The sequence below is a fragment of the Desulfofundulus thermosubterraneus DSM 16057 genome, assembly GCF_900142025.1.
Lineage (GTDB): Bacteria > Bacillota > Desulfotomaculia > Desulfotomaculales > Desulfovirgulaceae > Desulfofundulus > Desulfofundulus thermosubterraneus.
Genome location: NZ_FQZM01000017.1, coordinates 46,204 through 62,443 on the forward strand (window position 1 = coordinate 46,204; position 16,240 = coordinate 62,443).

Below are 16,240 nucleotides of genomic sequence, written 5' to 3' on the forward strand. Positions count from 1 at the left end.
TTTGTATTACTTGCGGGAGCGGGCCAATACCCGCTCAATGGCCTGCAGGAGACGGTCCTGCTGGAAGGGTTTGACGATGAAGTCCCTGGCCCCGGCCTGGATGGCGTCCATGACCATGGCCTGCTGGCCCATGGCACTGACCATGACGATGCTGGCGTTGGGATCAATGGCTCTAATGGCCTTAACCGCCTCAATACCGTCCATCTCGGGCATGGTGATGTCCATGGTGACAATATCGGGCTTTAATTCGGCGTACATCTCAACGGCCTGCTTGCCGTTTTCGGCTTCCCCCGCCACTTCGTAGCCGTTTTTGGTGACGATGTTTTTAATCATCATACGCATGAAGGCGGCGTCATCAACAACCAGGATCCTTTTACCCATGCTGTTTCCCCCTCACATATATTGAGCGCTCTACCCTTCGTTGAAACCGAGAGCGGCCATCAAACGGTCTATGGCACCCGGTTCGGTGAGCAGGAAAAAATGTCCTTTGATCAATGTTTCATCCTCATGGAATAGTTCGGTTTCAATAACCAGCACCTGTTCTTCCACTCTGCCGGCGGCCACCATCAGGGAAGTTAGCACCGCCCCCAGCATGTCGAAGGCAAACAGCGGCACGGTGGTAATCATGTTCAAACCCGTCATCATGCTGATGGCGCTGACAAAGGAACCCGTAAGCACATTGCCGATTTCCTTTATTGCCGACTGGGCCAATTCGTCCAGTTCCTCGGTGGTTCCCACCGGCAGCCCCATGAGCATATCCACCAGGTGGAGGGTGCTTTCCCCGTCAAAAATATATAAGACTATTCCCGGCGCATCGCCCAGCACCCGCAGGCTCACGCATCCCACCAGCTCCTCGTAGCCCCCCACCAGTTCAATCATTTCTTCAAAGGGCAGAAAGCTGCTGCGGGGCACGCGCATGTTCACCCGCCGGTTAATTAGCTGGGCGAGGGAAGTTACGGCGTTGCCCAGCCCGATATTGCCAACTTCTTTAAGGGCGTCCAGTTCCACCGGTGAAAGATGCCTGTAGCTCAAAAGCCCCCCCCCTTTGCCTCCCGCTTGCGGTAAAAACAGGTGCGCAATTTTTCCAGCCCCAGTTCCTGATAATTAAAGATCATCTCGCTTCCTCCAATAAACAGTACCCCTCCCGGGGCCAGGGCCCGGGCAAGTTTCTCGTTCAGCCTGTCCTGGGCTTCCCGGGTGAAATAAATGGTTACGTTGCGGCACAGGATCAGGTCGTAACCCTGACCAAAAGGATCGTTCAGCAGGTCGTGGCGCCGGAAGGCCACCCGCCGGCGAAATTTTTCATTTATGACGTACAGACCGTCTTCCCGGTCAAAAAACCGGGCCAGCCGCTGCGGGCTAACGTTGCGTACAACCTCGGGAGGATACCGGCCTTCTTTTGCTTTGACCAGGATGTTTTGATCTATGTCCGTAGCCTCCAGGTGGTGCAGGTGCCCCGGGGTAAGCTCTTCCAGGATGATGGCCACCGAGTACGGTTCGGCACCCGCTGCGCAGCCGGCGCTCCATATTTTTAACGTTCTTTTTTCTTTTAAAAGGGCCGGTAGAATAATGCTCTCCAGCTCCCGGAACCTTTCCGGGTCCCGGAAAAACTCCGATACGTTTATGGTCAGGTAGTCCAGAAAGGATTGGTAAGCCCAGGGGTCATCCTTTAGTTTTTGGAATAATGCTCCATAACCGGCAAGCTGTTGCCGCACCAGGTAGGCATCCAGCCGCCTTTTGAGCTGGGTTTCCTTGTAGCTGTTCAGGTCCAGGCGAAAGTGCTGGCGCATCATTTCTTTGAACCGGGTAAAATCCATGGTCAAATCACCTTCAATTTGCTCCCCAGCATGCGGATACTTACCTGGCCATTGCTGGTGTCGAAAATCATGGTCCGTCCGCGGTTGCCTCCCACCTCTTCGGCCAGGATGGGAATACCTGCTTCCTTTAACAGCGCCCGGGCCTTTTCCACGTTGCGCTGTCCGATATTCAGGATCATTTTGTTGTCCAGACCCGAGAACATCTGGGCTCCTCCCACCAGCTTGGCCTGGAGGCGGTTCAGATGGGCGCCGTTTTTTCTCATCTCGTCAATCAATAGTGGAATGCCCAGGTCGGCAAATTTAGCCGGCTTGGTAACGTTGTTGAACTGGGTGCTGTCGGGAAGCATCAGGTGCAAAAGCCCGCCCAGTTTAAGCACGGGATCGTAAAGGCTGACCCCCACGCAGGAGCCCAGGCCCAGGGTAATCAGCCGGGCCGGCTCCCTGCCAATCTTGTAATCGGCTATACCTACCTGTATTTCCACAGGGTTGTTACCAACCTTGGCCGGCTCCATTCCATTCCTCCTTTTGGGGCTGCCTGCCGGGGTTTTTCGTCTGTCCCCGGCCAGTACCGGTTTTACTTGCGCAGGTTGTTGGCCATACTCCACATTTCATCGGCCGAGCTGATTACCCGTAAATCCATCTGGTAGGCGCGCTGGGCTTCGATAAGTCCGGTTAACTCGGTGGTCAGGTCTGCGTTGGAGGCCTCCAAACAGCCCTGGATTAAAGTACCCGCGCTGCCGGTTCCCGGATAATATTCCGCTGCTTCGCCACTGGCTGCCGTGGCCAGGTAGAGGTTTTCCCCCCGGGCGGCAAGACCCGCCGGATTGGTAAAGGAGTAAAGGGCGAGCCGGCCCACCTCTTCCTGTTGCCGATCACTGTTTATTATCGTCACCCGCCCGTCGGAATGAAGGGTGACGGACTGATATCCGGGGGGCAAAATTATTTCCGGTTCCAGGGGATAGCCCTGCAGGGTGACCAGGCGGCCGTCCGTATCCACGGTCAGCCTGCCGGCTCTGGTGTAGGCGTATTCGCCGCCGGGAAGAAGCACCCGGAGAAAACCTTCGCCCTGGATGGCCACATCAAGCGGCCGGTTGGTACGGACCAAGCCGCCGGGGCGAAAGTCCCGGGAAACGGCGGCCACCCGCACACCACTTCCCTCCGGGGGCGTGGGGCCGGGGGTGTTTGCTCCCGGCGGGGTCAACCTTTCGGCGGGTATACCTTCCCGGCCCATTTCCTGGTAGAGCAGGTCGGCAAAACTGACCCCCTGCTTTTTGTAGCCGTATGTGTTTATGTTGGCCAGATTGTTGGCGCAGGTATCCAGGCGGATCTGCTGGGCAGTTAGCCCCGCAGCACCGGTCGAAAGGGCTCGCAGCATGGGATCACCTCATTAAGATATGTTTTGTTGCCCGGGCGGCAGGTCGTTTCTATGTGAAGGAAAGGCGTTACCGCAGCGCTCCCACCCGGTTGACCGCCAGATCCAGAAGCTGGTCCTGGGCCTGCAGGATGCGCTGGTTGGCCTCGTAGGAACGGATGGCACTGACCAGCTGCACCATGGAAGCAGCGGGGTCCACATTGGCTCCTTCGAGATAGCCCTGGCACACTTCGGGATTGACCGCCGGCTGGGCGCTGCCGGCCGGAGCCGTATAGTAGTTGTCTCCGGTTTTGGCCAGCAGGTTGAGATCGGCAAACTGTACTATACGCAGGCGGTCTATTGTTCCCTGCCCGGGCCGGATAATTTCTCCCCCGGCAGTTATGTGGAAATCGTCCTTCTCCACCTGCACCGGCCCGGTTTCCCCCAGCACCCGGTTGCCCCGGGAGTCCACCAGGTAGCCCTCGCCGTCTATGGCCAGCTCTCCATCCCGGGTGTAACGTTCCCCCTGTGGTGTTTGAACCACCAGAAATGCATTGGCGGTGGCCAGGGCCAGGTGGGTGTTTTTGCCCGTGGCTTTGAGGGAACCGGGGGAAAAATTGGTGACCACCCGCGTGATGGCTGCGCCCTGGTTGGTTACGCCCACATAGCGCCAGCGGGGCCCGGTTCTCGCGGGTCCCCGGTCCTGCTGTTCCACCAGCAGGAGTTCGGGAAAAGGTTTTTGAATGACGCCGTCTGCCTTGAAGCCGCTGGTAGAGGCGTTGGCCAGGTTGTTGGCCAGCACGTCCAGCCGGGCTTGCTGCACGCCCAGGCCGGAAGCGGCGGTATAAATGCCACGGATCATGATCAGGGTTCCCCCTTAAAAAGTATTGGAGATTGCCATCGGTACGGGTTTCAAAATTTATCAGCTTAATTCCGCCAGCTTCTTGCGCAGGCGGTTGATGGCCCGGCTGTGCAGCTGGCATACCCTTGATTCGGAAACTTCCAGCACGGCCCCGATTTCCTTTAAAGTGAGCCCCTCCTGGTAGTACAGGGCCAGCACCAGCTGATCCTTTTCCGGCAGGCTGGCCACGGCCCGGGCCAGCAGTTCCTTGTTTTCCTCCTCCATAATGCGGTCCAGGGGGTCGGGGCTGGTCTCGTCGGGCAACAGGTCCCCCAGCCGGACGGGCTCACCGTTGCCTGTGGCCACCATTTCATCCAGGGAAAGGGTGAACAGGCGGTACAGCTGGCTGTCCAGGTAGTGCACTTCGGCCTGGGAAATACCCATTTCCTGCGCCACCGCCTCCATGGGTACCTTTTCCTGGTGCAGGTTTTCCAGCTTATCCCGGGCAACCCTGAGCCGCTGTAATTTGTACCACAGGGTGCGGGGCACCCAGTTGGCCCGGCGCACCTCATCCAGCATGGCTCCCCGCACCCGGGTACTGGCGTAGGCTTCAAAATTGCACCCCAGGTCGGGGTCAAATTTGTCAATTGCTTCTATTAATCCAAAAATCCCGCAGCTTTCCAGGTCCTCCTGGCTCAAGCATACAGGCAGCTTGACAGCCAACCGGCCGGCCAGATACTTGACCAGCCAGAGGTAAGACAGAATGAGCTGGTGGCGGATTTCCGGGCTCCTTGTTCGCTTGTACTCCTGCCAGAGCTTTTCTTTATTATCCACGCTCTCACATCCTGGTGAGCCGGGTCTGTTGGGCCATACACTGGAAAATGTAGCGCATGATCAGATCCTGCTGGGCGGTTGTAATATCCACAAACTCCAGGGCTACGTGGTATTTTGACTTTTCCCTTTCCTGAAGACGCACCACCCGGCCCCGGAGTTCCATTTTCCGGGCACCGGTGCGCAGGGGCAGGTTGAACTCCACCAGCAGTTCCCTGCCGGGTAGGACCGGTTCGTCCATGGCCAGAAGCATACCCCCGCCGCTGATGTCCACCGTAAAGGATTTTTTGTACCGGGGGCGGCGGTTTTTCTCCGGAGGATGGGCGTAGTGGACCTCGAGGAGAGTCTTCAGACGCACGTGCTGGCGCTGTTGCACCCGCTGGCAATCTCCCGTGGGAGCCAGGCGGTAAAGTGGTATGGCTTCTATGGTACGCCCCAGGCAGCGGGCGGGGAAAATGAAGCTGGCATTTTCGTCGAAAAAACGGATCTTTACATTATCGCCCGGCGTCAAGACGAGCACATCCCCCCGCAGGCGGGGCAGGGCGATGTGCAGTTCACCGCCTTTGATGTCCTGGATGGTGGAGGCATACCAGTCCCTTTCCCCCTCCCTTGCCACCTGTATCTTCTGGTTTATCCTGAGCTGGTCCAACAATATGCGTGACCTCCCGTACAGTTTCCCTAACGGTCAAATAACCTGGCCAGGCGTTGCACAAAACCCCGAAATCCCGGTCGGGGCGGTTCCTCCCGGAACCCGCCGCCGGTGAGGCAGAGGGCCATGGCGGCTACACTTCTGGCGGGCTGGGAGCGGGGTTCCGCCAGGTAAAAAGGCCTCTGGTTTCGCACGGCCCGGATCACCGCCCGGTCTTCATGGATGGCACCCAGGTAGGTCACCGGCAGACCCAGAAAACGGTCGGCCACCGTTCCCACCCGGCGGACCGTGGCCAGGGCCTCCTGTTCGCTGCCGGCCCGGTTGACTGCAAGCAGGACCTCCCGGTGTACCTTGAAGCGGGCCAGTACCTTGATCAAGCTGTAACCGTCGGTGAGGGAAGTGGGTTCAGGGGTGATGACCACGATTACTTCCCCGGCGGCAGCCAGAAAGCCCAGCACATTTTTGGAAAGACCCGCCCCCGTATCGATGAGAATGAAGTCGGCCAGGTTATCCAAAAGGGCCAGGGATGTAAGCAGCCTTTGCCAGCGGGCCCGGTCCAGGTTGGCCAGTTCCAAAAAACCGGAACCGCCGGAAATGAACTGCACCCCTCCCGGAGCGGGCACCAGCACTTCCCGGATATCCCGGTCCCTGTAGAGGCAGTCGTAGAGGGTACAGGGAGGGCTTATTCCCAGGAGCACTTCCACATTGGCGAGGCCCAGGTCGGCGTCCAGGATAATCACCCGCTGATTTAAAGCGGCCAGGGCCAGTCCCAGGTTTACCGTCAGGTTGCTTTTGCCCACCCCGCCTTTGCCGCTGGTGACGGCGATGACCCGGGCCACGGCAGTCCGGGACTCCGCTGACGGAACCACGTCTTCATCCGGGTTGACGCCTGCCGGGGGGCTGCCACCCGGTACGCGGCCGAAGATGCGCCCCCCCTTAACCCCGGAAGCCCGCCCCCACATTGTTTTCGCCCCCCTCCAGGAGGAGGGCGGCCAGGCGCCGGGGGGTCATGCCGGCGATATCGTCGGGGACATTCTGCCCGTTGGTGACGTAGGCCAGCGGGCGGCGCATCTGGTGGATCAGGTTTAACGCCCCTCCCCGGGTTTGGGTTTCGTCCAGTTTGGTAAAGATGAACTCCGAATATCCCACCCGGGCAAATTCCCGGGCCATATGTAAAAGATCCCGGTTGCGGGTGGTGGCGCTTAAGACAAGGAAGATCCGGCGGGACGGCGGCAGGGCGTCCATAAACCCTTTTAATTTAAGCAGCTGACTGGCATTGCGGCAGGAAATGCCCTCGGTATCGACGAAAACGGCTTCTTTGTCTTGATGGGCTTCTACTGCCGATGCCAGTTCAGCTGGAGTCATTACCACTTCTACAGGCACGCCGATCGTCTGGCCATAAAATTTCAGTTCCTCGACTACCCCGAAGCGGTGGCTGTACACGGCGATTAGCGCTATTTTTTTCTGGTCGAAAAGGGCCTGTCTGGTGGCCAGTTTGGCCAGGGTGGTGGTTTTGCCCGCTCCCGTGGGGCCGATAAAGGCATAGATTCTGCCACTGTGGTCCCGTGCAGAATAGACATCTTCCACCAGGGAGGCCAGCCGTCCCTTTAATTGCAGGAGCAAAAAGTCCTCGCCGTCCCCGGTGGTATCGTTTACCTCGAGACCGCGTAAAAGGTTTTCCACCACTCCTTCCATCACTTCCATGTCCAGCAGGCGCCGGCGCCATCTTTCAAGAACGTCCCCGTCCATCATGGCTTCCTCCTGTTGTTTCAGGATAGTATTAAAGGAGAAGGAATTGTTTTCCTCCTGTCCGGTTGGCGTGCCCAAGGTGAATTCGGATATTTTTTCACCGGCAGGCAATGCCTGTGCCGGGTCATGCATCTTTAAAACATCCGCTTCCAACCGTATTACCTCTTCCCTCCGTGTACGCCGTACCTCCGGGGGCGTGGTCGAAGGCGGGGCAAACGTCCCGGCGGTTACCACTTCCCTCGTGGCAGGATCAGCCCCGGGCGGCCTTCCCGGAGGTAGCTCCGCCGGGGCGGGGGCCGCAGGCAGCTCGTCCAGGGCCGCGGTTACTTCCAGTTGCGGCGGGCGGAAAAAATCAAAAATGCTCTTCCTGGGCAGGCGGTAGCTGCCGATAATCACCGCATCGGGTCCCATGTCCTCCTTGATCAGGCGCATGGCTTCCTGCATTTCCCTGACGATATATTTTTTAATTTTCACTCCACAATCACCGTCCCCACCACTTCCACTTCGATACCGGGTGCGATTTCATTCAGGGATAATACGGCCACTGCCGGCAGGCTGCGTTCAATCAACCGCCGGAAGGGTAACCTTATCCGGGGCGAACAGAGCACCACCGGGGTCAGGCCCTTCAGGCTTATCTTTTCGGCCTGCTCCTGCAGCCTTTCCAGGATCTTTCTGGCCAGCCCGGGTTCCAGCACCGGGTAGGCCCCGATCTGGGTCTGCTGGATGGAATCCGTAATGGTTTGCTCCATCCGGGGGTGCAGGGTGAGCACGGCCAGTTTGTTTTCGGGCGTCAGGTAGAGCCGGCTGATGGTGCGGGAAAGACGGCTGCGTACGTGTTCGGTAAGAAAATCGCTATCCCGGTTTAAGCGGGCTCCATCGGCCAGGGCCTCGCAAATGGTCACCAGGTCTCTGATGGGCACCCTTTCCCGCAGGAGATTTTGCAGCACCTTCTGCACTTCGCCCAGGGTCAGCAGATCGGGAACCAGTTCTTCCACCACCGCCGGATCCTTCTCTTTAATGGCCTCCAGCAGTTCCTTCACTTCCTGGCGGCCCAGCAGTTCGTGAGCGTGGGCCTTGATGAATTCCGTCAGGTGAGTAACCATAACGGTGGAAGGATCCACCACCGTAAGTCCGGCCAGCTCCAGCTTTTCCTTTTCACCGGCCGGCACCCACCAGGCCGGCAGGCCAAAGGTGGGTTCGGTGGTGGGTATGCCGGGTATATCGGTGGCCTGCCCCGTAGGGTCCATCACCAGGTAGTATCCGGGCATCAATTCTCCACTGGCGGTTTGTTCTCCCCGGATTTTAAAGACATAGGCGTTGGGTGACAATTGCAGGTTGTCCCGGATACGGATGGGCCGCACGTAAATACCCATTTCTATGGCGCACTGCCGGCGCACTGCCGCCAGCCGGTGCAGCAGATCCCCGCCCTGGGACTCGTCGGTCAGGGGAATGAGGTTGTAGCCGATTTCAATTTGCAGGGGGTCCACCTGGAAATACGTGGTCACATTTTCCGGTTCCCGGCGGGTTTCCTGCACCTGCTGCCTGGCCCTTGCCTCCTGCCGGCGGGCTTCCTCCCTTTGCTTTTCCTGCACTAAGGTTCTTCCGGCGACAAAACTGATTCCCGACAGCAGGAGGAAAAGAACGTTGGGCATGGCCGGGATGCATCCCAGGACGAAGAGGATCCCCGCTACCAGGTAGAGGATCCGGGGAAAACCGGTAAACTGCCGGGAGATGTCCGTGCCGAAGCTGGCATCGGAGGTGGCCCTGGTGACCAGGATGCCGGCGGCGGTGGAGATGAGCACCGAAGGCACCTGGGTCACCAGCCCGTCCCCGATGGTAAGCACGGTGAAGGTGCGCAGGGCTTCCGATACGGGCATGCCCATCTGCAGGGTGCCGATGGCGATGCCCCCCAGGATGTTGATCAGGGTGATGATGATGCCGGCGATGGCGTCTCCCCGCACAAATTTGCTGGCACCGTCCATGGCGCCGTAAAAATCGGCCTCCCGCTGCAGCCTCCTGCGTCTTTCCCGGGCCTCGGCCTCGGTGATCAGGCCGGAGTTGAAGTCGGCATCGATGCTCATCTGCTTGCCGGGCATGGCGTCCAGGGTGAACCGGGCGGCCACCTCGGCCACCCGGCCGGCACCGCTGGTGATTACCACAAACTGGATCACGGTGATGATGATGAAAACGATGAATCCCACCACGTAGTTGCCCCCGGCCACAAAATGCCCGAAGGCGTCAATGACATTGCCCGCGTACCCCTGCCCCAGGATCAGCCGGGTGGAGGAGATGTTCAGGGCCAGACGGTACAGGGTTGTCACCAGCAACAGGGCCGGAAAGATGGAAAACTGCAGGGGCTCGGTGGTGAACATGGTAATCAGCAGGATCACCAGCCCCAGGGTGATGCTGATGGAAAGCAGTACGTCCAGAGCCCTGGGGGGCATGGGGATGATGATCATCAGCACAATGCCCACGATCAGACCGGCGATAAGCAGGTCGGTGTTGTGTTTCAATTGTGATCTTAAGGTTGTGCCGGGTGCGGGCATGGTTTGTCCCTCCTTAACTTACACCGGCCGTTTTTTCAGGCGGTAGACCAGGGCCAGGATCTGGGCTACGGCCTGGTAGAGTTCCACCGGGATTTCCTGCCCGATTTCCACCTGGTGGTAAAGGGTCCGGGCCACTTCGGGATTATGTATGATTGGTACTTTATGCTCGGCGGCCAGCTCCCGGATGCGGCGGGCCAGGTCTCCGGCTCCTTTGGCCACCACCTGGGGTGCGGACATTTCCTTTTCGTCGTAGCGCAGGGCTACCGCCAGGTGGGTGGGGTTGGTGATTACCACCGTAGCCCGGGGCACTTCCTGACGGATGCGGTTGAGCAGAATCTGCCGCTGGCGGCGCCTTTGCCAGCCTTTGATGAGCGGATCTCCTTCGGTCTGTTTAAGTTCATCCTTTACCTCCTGTTTGGTCATGCGCATGCTGCGCATATATTCCCAGCGCTGGTAGAAGAGGTCAATTACCGCCAGAAGCAGGAAGGTGCCGCCCGCGGCCGCGGCCGCCGCCAGCATGACGCCGGTCACCGTACCGAAGGCCGCCTGGGGGGCACGGTGAAAAACCAGCAGCAGCTCATGCAGGTGCGCTTTGACCACCAGGTAACTGACCCCCGCCACCACCGTTACCTTAAGGATACTTTTACCCAGCTCCACCAGGGTGCGCAGACTGAACATGCGGGAAAGGCCGCTTACCGGGTTCAGCCGCTCCAGGTTGGGTTTGATCACCTCCGGAGCAAAGATGAAGCCTGTTTGCACCAGGTGCACCGCCAGGGCTGCACCGGTGAGCGCCAGAAAAAACGGCGTGCACATCCATATCGCCCCGCGGGCGACATCGTAAATTACCCGGGGCAGGTGTTCGGGTGCCAGATCAAAGGCCAGACAGTTGCTGAAATACCAGGTGAGCTCTTTCTGCCAGTTTTCCATGGCCGGACCCCTTAAAAGGTAGGCCAGGATGACAGCCGCCATGAGCACTACTGCCGCGGCAAAGTCCCGGCTCTTTGGCACCTGGCCCCTGCGCCTGGCTTCCTGCAATCGCCTTGGGGTTGGGGCTTCAGTTTTCTGCTGGGCGCCCCCGCCGTGGGCCAATCTCCATCCCCTCTTCCCAATAAGTTAATAAATCAGGTGCCTGGCACGCAATTTATTAACTTATTTCGTTGTTACCCGGAAAGTCCGCGGATCACTGTATACAGGTCCTGCTCCATCATGCGCACCATGGCCCGAAAGACCACGCCGAAAAGCGGAACCATCACGCTTAAAGTGAGGATGCCCAGGGCGATCTTCAACGGAAAGCCCAGCATGAAAATGTTCATTTCCGGGGCGGTGCGGCCCAAAAGGCCCAGGCAGATATCGATGATCAGCACCACCGCCACCACGGGGGCAGCAATCTGGACGGCCAGGGCCGCCATGCGCGCAAAAATCTTGACCACGGCCAGGGTGGTGGTTCCGTCCAGGGCGGTACCGGTCAGTGGTACCAGTTCGTAACTCCTGGCCAGGCCGGCAATGAGCACGTGATGACCGTCCAGGATGAGAAAGAGCACCATGCCCAGAAGGTACAGGAAACGGGAGCTGATGGTGGCCTGGTGGCCCATGGCCGGGTCGAAAAGGTTGGCCATGAAAAAGCCCATCTGGATGTCCATGATCTGTCCCGCCATGGCCAGGCTCTGGAAGACCAGGCTGGCAATGAAGCCCAAAACCAGACCCACCCCGGCTTCTTCTGCCGCCGCAAGAGCAAACCCCAAAAGCCCTCCTGGAAAGTCCGGTTTCACTCCCGGCACCACGGGGAAGAGCACCACGGCCAGCACAAAGGCCATGAAGGCCTTGAACGACCGGGGCACGTTGGGGAAGAAGAACAGGGGTCCCGCCGCTAAAAAAGCGCTGGCCCGGACGAAGATTAAGATGAAGGTTACTACCGCTTCATAGTTGAGCAATCTGGCTCTCTCCTTACCCCGTAAGATTGGGCAGGTGCTTGAAAAGCCGCGTGGTGTAACTGGTCATCAGCCGGATCATCCACGGAGCGGTGATGGCCAGCGTCAGGAAGACGGCAATGATCTTGGGCACGAAGGTCAGGGACTGCTCCTGCACCTGTGTTGTGGCTTGGAGTATGCTGATTACCAGTCCCACCAGCAGCGAAACCGCCAGGGTGGGCAGGGACAGGATCAGGATCATCATCAGCGCTTCCCGGGCAATCTGGGTGACAAGGGTATCGGTCACAGCGTTTTCCCCCTATGCTGGCGGTTTACAGCCGTTTTGTTAATGAAAGCTTTCCACCAGGGACCGGACCACCAGGTACCAGCCGTCCACCATCACAAAAAGCAGCAGCTTGAAGGGCAGCGAGATCATTACCGGGGGCAGCATGAACATGCCCATGGACATCAGGGCGCTGGCCACCACCATATCGATGACCAGAAAGGGCACGTATAAAAGAAAACCCATTTGAAAGGCGGTTTTTAATTCGCTGATCACAAAGGCCGGGATGACCACCGTTATGGGCAGGTCGTCTGCATTCCGCGGCCGGGGCATTTTGGCCAGGCTTACGAACAGGGCCAGGTCCTTTTCCCGGGTTTGTTTGAGCATAAATGCCTTCAGCGGTTTGGCCGCGGCCTCAAAGGCCTGCTCCTGGGTCAACTGGTTATTTAAATAGGGCTGCAGGGCCTCCCGGTTAATTTCCTGGAAGGTAGGTGTCATCACAAAAAACGTCAGAAACAGGGCCAAGCCGATGATCACCTGGTTGGGCGGCGTTTGCTGTATGCCCAGGGCTCCCCGCAGGATGGACAGGACCACCACAATGCGCGTAAAGCTGGTGACCATGATCAGGAGGCCCGGGGCCAGGGCTAGCACCGTTAGCAGAACCAGCAGCTTGACGCTGTCCACCACCTGAGCCGGGTTGTCCGTGGGGGTGATCCGCAGGTCGATGCCCGGCAGGGGCTGCGCCTGGGCTGCTGCAGGAGACAATAAAAGGGTCAGCAGAGACAGCAGGACCAGCAGGCTGTAAGGCCAGGCGGGGCGTTTCAGGATTTTGCGATTATCTCTTTCCGGCAGTGTTTTCATCTTTTTGTTCATCCCGATGGCTTTGATGTCGGTTTAAAAAAAGCTTTTGCCCGTTATCCAGCGCAGCCGGTTTTCCACCGGTGAACCGTTCCTTCAACCGGTTAATGGCCAGGGATAGATCCCGGCGGAATGAGGCCGGCTGGAGCCCGTCCCCGGCGGGCGTACCGGGAAACGGTAGCATTTCCGGAAGGTGGTCGAATTCCTGCAGCAGGGTCACACCGCTCTCCTGCTGGGCCAGGAGATAGTAGCGCCGGCCCACCTGCACGAGAGTCAGGGCGGCTTTCGGTCCAAGGGGTATCTGCTCGACCACCCGCATGTGCCGACCCCGGTTGATGGCCAGGCGGCGGCCCAGCCCGTAGCGCACGGCCAGGTAGGCCAGGCCGGCCACCAGGGGCAGGCTCACGGCAAGCTGCACCACTGCCCAGAACAGGTCGCCGTTGCTCATTGTTTTTCCCCACCCGGCCGCGTTTTTCGTATTTCATGGATACTTTCAATACGGACGCCAAAGTTGCCGCCCAGGACCACCACTTCCCCTCGGGCAAAAGGCTGGTCATTGATCAGCACTTCCACCGTATCGCCGGCCGGGCGATCCAGTTCCACCACCGAGCCTTCGGAGAGGCGCAGTATGTCCCGCACTTTCATGGTTGTGTTTCCCAGTTCTACCGTTATGGTTACAGTCACGTCGGTCAGGTAATCGAGGGGTATTTTCAGGCGGTCAGCCCCCGCCGGGGCGGTCAGGGGAGGAAAGCTTACTTTTTTGACCGTTGGTTGCCGCCCTTCCATACGCTTAATCATATCCTTGATTTCATCTTCGGTGATCACGGGTACCGCCTGCTTTCATTAATAGTTATTCAGCCGTTCAGGGTATGGCGCGCCGGCCAGGGCTCATTGCACCAGGAAATCGGTAAAATACAACCGTTCCACCTTGCCGTGCAGAAGCTGGCTGTTGATGTGGTCGAGAATTTGTTTTTTAATGGCATCCTGGTTTTTCACCGGGAGCACTTCATCCGCTTTTTTGCTGCGCAATATGGTCAGCACCGCCTCGGTAAGCATGGGCTGTTTGGCCTTAATTTCTTCAGCCAGCTTTTTATCACGGGGATACTCCAGCACCACCTGCACCCGCAGGTAGTGGCTGGGACCTTCGTCGGCCAGGTTGATTACCCTGTCCCCCAGGTCCAGGGTTTCCATGGGGCGCTCTTTGGGCGTGGCCTGTACCGGCCCGGCCAGGGGGCCGAAGAACCACAGGGCACCGAAGGTTGCCCCGCCGCTGATAATGACGGCCAGGAGCACGATGAGGATGGTGCGGCCTGCGCCACCCCGTTTTTTCTCGCTTTCCCCGCCGGTTTGTTTTTTTCTGCTGACAGGCATTTGGGAACACCCTTTTTGTGGCTGCCGGTTGTTCAACTGAAAACCGGCAGCCGGGATTTTTAGCGGCGACACCCGGCAACCGTGCGCTTGTCGCCGGCCCTGAACCGGGTACCGCCTGTAGCTCGATACTGTTGACTGACTCTTACCGCTTCAGGTTGATCAGTTCCTCCAGCATGGTGTCGGAAACGGTGATAACCCGGGCGCTGGCCTGGTAGCCGCGCTGGGTGGTGATCATGTTGGTGAACTCGTCCGTCAGGTCCACGTTGGACATCTCCAGGTAGCCGGACTCGATGGTGCCGTAACCGGCGGAACCGGGTTTGCCGTCAATCGGATTGCCGCTGCTAACGCTTTTTTTAAACAAATTTTTGCCTGTTCTTTGCAGGCCATCCTGGTTAGGGAAGTTTGTTAAGTAAATTTGATCATAACTATTTACGAAGACAAGATCTGTCCCGTCACTAAATTTACCGGTAATTTTTCCATCGTTACTGATATTTAAGCTGGCTACTACTCTATCGACAGTCCCGTCACCATTTGAATCCAAACTAATTTGTATATCTCCTTTGGTATTAGTACTAGACATGCCTTGCAGTCTGTATCCATTTGCGTTAACAATGTAACCATTTTGGTCTATATAAAACACCCCGTCTCTTGTGTAAAATTTCTCGTTATTATTATTTGGATCCACAACAACGAAGAAACCCTCACCGTTGATGGCCAGGTCCAGGGTGCGGCCGGTGGACTGCAGGCCGCCGGGGCTCATGTTGTTGCTGATGCCGGCCAGGGAGACGCCCAGGCCAACCTGGGCCGGGTTGGTGGATGTGCCGGCGCTTTTCAGCGTCTGGTAGAGCACGTCCTGGAAGTTGGCCCGGCCGCTTTTAAAGCCCACGGTGTTCACGTTGGATATATTGTTGCCGATGACGTCCATGCGGATCTGGTGGTTTTTCATGCCGGCGACGCCGGCGAAAAGAGAGCGGATCATTTTTAATCCCTCCGGTTTTATAGTTAGCCCTCTTTATTACAAAGCAGGGGTTAATGGGAAAAGGGTAGCTGTTTTACCATCCTTGCGAACTGGCCTGTTCTCATTAACCATCGCAGGACGAAACATCATACAGCATCTGACGAAATCCCGGTTGAATCTTAACGTTTCAGCTCAATGGTTTCCCGAAGCACCTCGTCGGAGGTAGTGAAGACCTTGGCGTTGGCTTCGTAGCCGCGCTGGGTGACGATCAGGTTGCCCAGTTCGGTGGCCAGGTCCACATTGGACATCTCCAGGCAGCCGGATTCGATGGTGCCCAGGCCGTTTTCCCCCGGCTTGCCGTCAATTCTCGTCCCTGCCGGGTTGTCTGCAGCGCCGGCCTGCGCCGCGTTGTTGTCGCTGTACAGGTTGTTCCCTATCTTTGTAAGTCCGTTGGGATTGGGAAAATCGAACAGGCCAATCCTGGGCTTATCGCTGGAAGTGGTGCCATCACCGTAGGTTATCACCACTTCGCCCAACTGCGTAACGCTTATGGAGCTGATGGATTTGCCGCTCTCCGGTTGAAGCTGGATGGCGCTACCGCTGTCGTTCACCAGCCTCAGGCCGTTAGAGTTCACCAGGTAACCATCCTTATCCATATAGAAGGAGCCTTCCCTGGTATAGTAAAGTTCCTCTCCTGCATCGGTTTCCTTTAGTACGCCGAAAAATCCGTTCCCGTTAATGGCCAAATCCAGCGACCGGCCGGTTGGCACAAGCGACCCCTGGTTGAAGTTGTTGAGCACAGCGGCCAGCGTAACCCCCGTTCCCACCTGGGAAGGATTGCTTTGAGCCGTGCCGGTGCGTATGGTTTGGTAAAGGGTATCCTGAAAACTGGCCTGGGCCGCTTTGTACCCCGGGGTGTTTATGTTGGCGATGTTGTTGGCCAGAACGTCCATGCGCGTGCGGTGGCTGAGCATCCCGGCCAGGCTGGTATATATGGACTGGATCATTTTTTATTCCGCCTCCGCTCTGAAAAATTGTTCTTACGTCCGTTTACGAAAATATCACGTTTTAAAACTTAA

20 protein-coding genes are annotated in these 16,240 nt (G+C 58.0%); all 20 read right to left on the reverse strand.

Annotation, left to right across the window (positions count from 1 at the left end; genetic code table 11):
• Nucleotides 1-6 precede the first annotated feature (6 nt).
• The 20 genes from BUA65_RS07660 to BUA65_RS07755 all read right to left on the reverse strand — a co-directional run bounded on the left by BUA65_RS07660 (nucleotide 7) and on the right by BUA65_RS07755 (nucleotide 16,168).
• On the reverse strand, nucleotides 7-381 hold the full coding sequence (locus tag BUA65_RS07660) for a response regulator (protein WP_072868599.1): 375 nt from the start codon (nucleotides 379-381) through the stop codon (nucleotides 7-9).
• Between the two features lie 30 nt (nucleotides 382-411).
• Nucleotides 412-1,032, reverse strand: a complete 621-nt coding sequence (locus tag BUA65_RS07665) for a chemotaxis protein CheC (protein WP_072868601.1) — start codon at nucleotides 1,030-1,032, stop codon at nucleotides 412-414.
• A complete protein-coding gene (locus BUA65_RS07670; RefSeq protein WP_072868603.1) occupies nucleotides 1,029-1,817 on the reverse strand; it encodes a CheR family methyltransferase in 789 nt (262 codons plus the stop codon). Before BUA65_RS07670 ends, BUA65_RS07665 begins: the two co-directional genes overlap by 4 nt.
• Before the next feature lie 2 nt (nucleotides 1,818-1,819).
• Complete coding sequence (locus BUA65_RS07675) at nucleotides 1,820-2,329, reverse strand: chemotaxis protein CheD (RefSeq protein ID WP_072868605.1); 510 nt, start codon at nucleotides 2,327-2,329, stop codon at nucleotides 1,820-1,822.
• A gap of 62 nt (nucleotides 2,330-2,391) precedes the next feature.
• Nucleotides 2,392-3,192: a flagellar basal-body rod protein FlgG gene (gene flgG / locus BUA65_RS07680; protein ID WP_072868607.1), complete on the reverse strand. Its 801-nt coding sequence runs from the start codon at nucleotides 3,190-3,192 to the stop codon at nucleotides 2,392-2,394.
• 67 nt (nucleotides 3,193-3,259) lie between these two features.
• A complete protein-coding gene (locus BUA65_RS07685) occupies nucleotides 3,260-4,030 on the reverse strand; it encodes a flagellar hook-basal body protein (protein ID WP_072868608.1) in 771 nt (256 codons plus the stop codon).
• Nucleotides 4,031-4,090: 60 nt separating this feature from the next.
• Entirely contained in the window at nucleotides 4,091-4,843 is a 753-nt protein-coding gene (locus BUA65_RS07690; RefSeq protein ID WP_072868610.1) for a FliA/WhiG family RNA polymerase sigma factor, read from the reverse strand.
• Nucleotides 4,844-4,847: 4 nt separating this feature from the next.
• Nucleotides 4,848-5,492: a flagellar brake protein gene (locus tag BUA65_RS07695; protein WP_072868612.1), complete on the reverse strand. Its 645-nt coding sequence runs from the start codon at nucleotides 5,490-5,492 to the stop codon at nucleotides 4,848-4,850.
• Between the two features lie 26 nt (nucleotides 5,493-5,518).
• Nucleotides 5,519-6,451, reverse strand: coding sequence for a MinD/ParA family protein (locus tag BUA65_RS07700; RefSeq protein ID WP_084062158.1), 933 nt, complete (start codon nucleotides 6,449-6,451; stop codon nucleotides 5,519-5,521).
• Nucleotides 6,426-7,712 (reverse strand): flagellar biosynthesis protein FlhF, encoded by a 1,287-nt coding sequence (locus BUA65_RS07705; protein WP_072868614.1) that lies wholly within the window; start codon nucleotides 7,710-7,712, stop codon nucleotides 6,426-6,428. The genes BUA65_RS07700 and BUA65_RS07705 overlap by 26 nt, the downstream gene beginning before the upstream one ends.
• Nucleotides 7,709-9,784, reverse strand: a complete 2,076-nt coding sequence (gene flhA, locus BUA65_RS07710) for a flagellar biosynthesis protein FlhA (RefSeq protein WP_072868615.1) — start codon at nucleotides 9,782-9,784, stop codon at nucleotides 7,709-7,711. The genes BUA65_RS07705 and flhA overlap by 4 nt, the downstream gene beginning before the upstream one ends.
• A gap of 18 nt (nucleotides 9,785-9,802) precedes the next feature.
• The gene (flhB, locus tag BUA65_RS07715) at nucleotides 9,803-10,873 is read right to left on the reverse strand and encodes a flagellar biosynthesis protein FlhB (RefSeq protein WP_072868617.1); all 1,071 of its coding nucleotides are present in this window, start codon (nucleotides 10,871-10,873) and stop codon (nucleotides 9,803-9,805) included.
• A 71-nt stretch (nucleotides 10,874-10,944) separates the two neighbouring features.
• Nucleotides 10,945-11,715, reverse strand: coding sequence for a flagellar biosynthetic protein FliR (gene fliR, locus BUA65_RS07720; RefSeq protein ID WP_072868619.1), 771 nt, complete (start codon nucleotides 11,713-11,715; stop codon nucleotides 10,945-10,947).
• A 13-nt stretch (nucleotides 11,716-11,728) separates the two neighbouring features.
• Nucleotides 11,729-11,998, reverse strand: coding sequence for a flagellar biosynthesis protein FliQ (gene fliQ / locus BUA65_RS07725; RefSeq protein WP_072868620.1), 270 nt, complete (start codon nucleotides 11,996-11,998; stop codon nucleotides 11,729-11,731).
• 39 nt (nucleotides 11,999-12,037) lie between these two features.
• Nucleotides 12,038-12,826, reverse strand: a complete 789-nt coding sequence (gene fliP, locus BUA65_RS07730) for a flagellar type III secretion system pore protein FliP (protein WP_084062163.1) — start codon at nucleotides 12,824-12,826, stop codon at nucleotides 12,038-12,040.
• The gene (fliO, locus tag BUA65_RS07735; protein WP_072868624.1) at nucleotides 12,810-13,280 is read right to left on the reverse strand and encodes a flagellar biosynthetic protein FliO; all 471 of its coding nucleotides are present in this window, start codon (nucleotides 13,278-13,280) and stop codon (nucleotides 12,810-12,812) included. The genes fliP and fliO overlap by 17 nt, the downstream gene beginning before the upstream one ends.
• Nucleotides 13,277-13,657: a flagellar motor switch protein FliN gene (fliN, locus tag BUA65_RS07740; protein ID WP_207543872.1), complete on the reverse strand. Its 381-nt coding sequence runs from the start codon at nucleotides 13,655-13,657 to the stop codon at nucleotides 13,277-13,279. Before fliN ends, fliO begins: the two co-directional genes overlap by 4 nt.
• A gap of 63 nt (nucleotides 13,658-13,720) precedes the next feature.
• The gene (locus tag BUA65_RS07745) at nucleotides 13,721-14,203 is read right to left on the reverse strand and encodes a flagellar basal body-associated FliL family protein (RefSeq protein ID WP_072868626.1); all 483 of its coding nucleotides are present in this window, start codon (nucleotides 14,201-14,203) and stop codon (nucleotides 13,721-13,723) included.
• 142 nt (nucleotides 14,204-14,345) lie between these two features.
• Entirely contained in the window at nucleotides 14,346-15,182 is an 837-nt protein-coding gene (locus BUA65_RS07750) for a flagellar hook-basal body protein (protein ID WP_072868628.1), read from the reverse strand.
• Nucleotides 15,183-15,340: 158 nt separating this feature from the next.
• On the reverse strand, nucleotides 15,341-16,168 hold the full coding sequence (locus tag BUA65_RS07755; RefSeq protein WP_072868629.1) for a flagellar hook-basal body protein: 828 nt from the start codon (nucleotides 16,166-16,168) through the stop codon (nucleotides 15,341-15,343).
• Nucleotides 16,169-16,240: the final 72 nt, after the last annotated feature.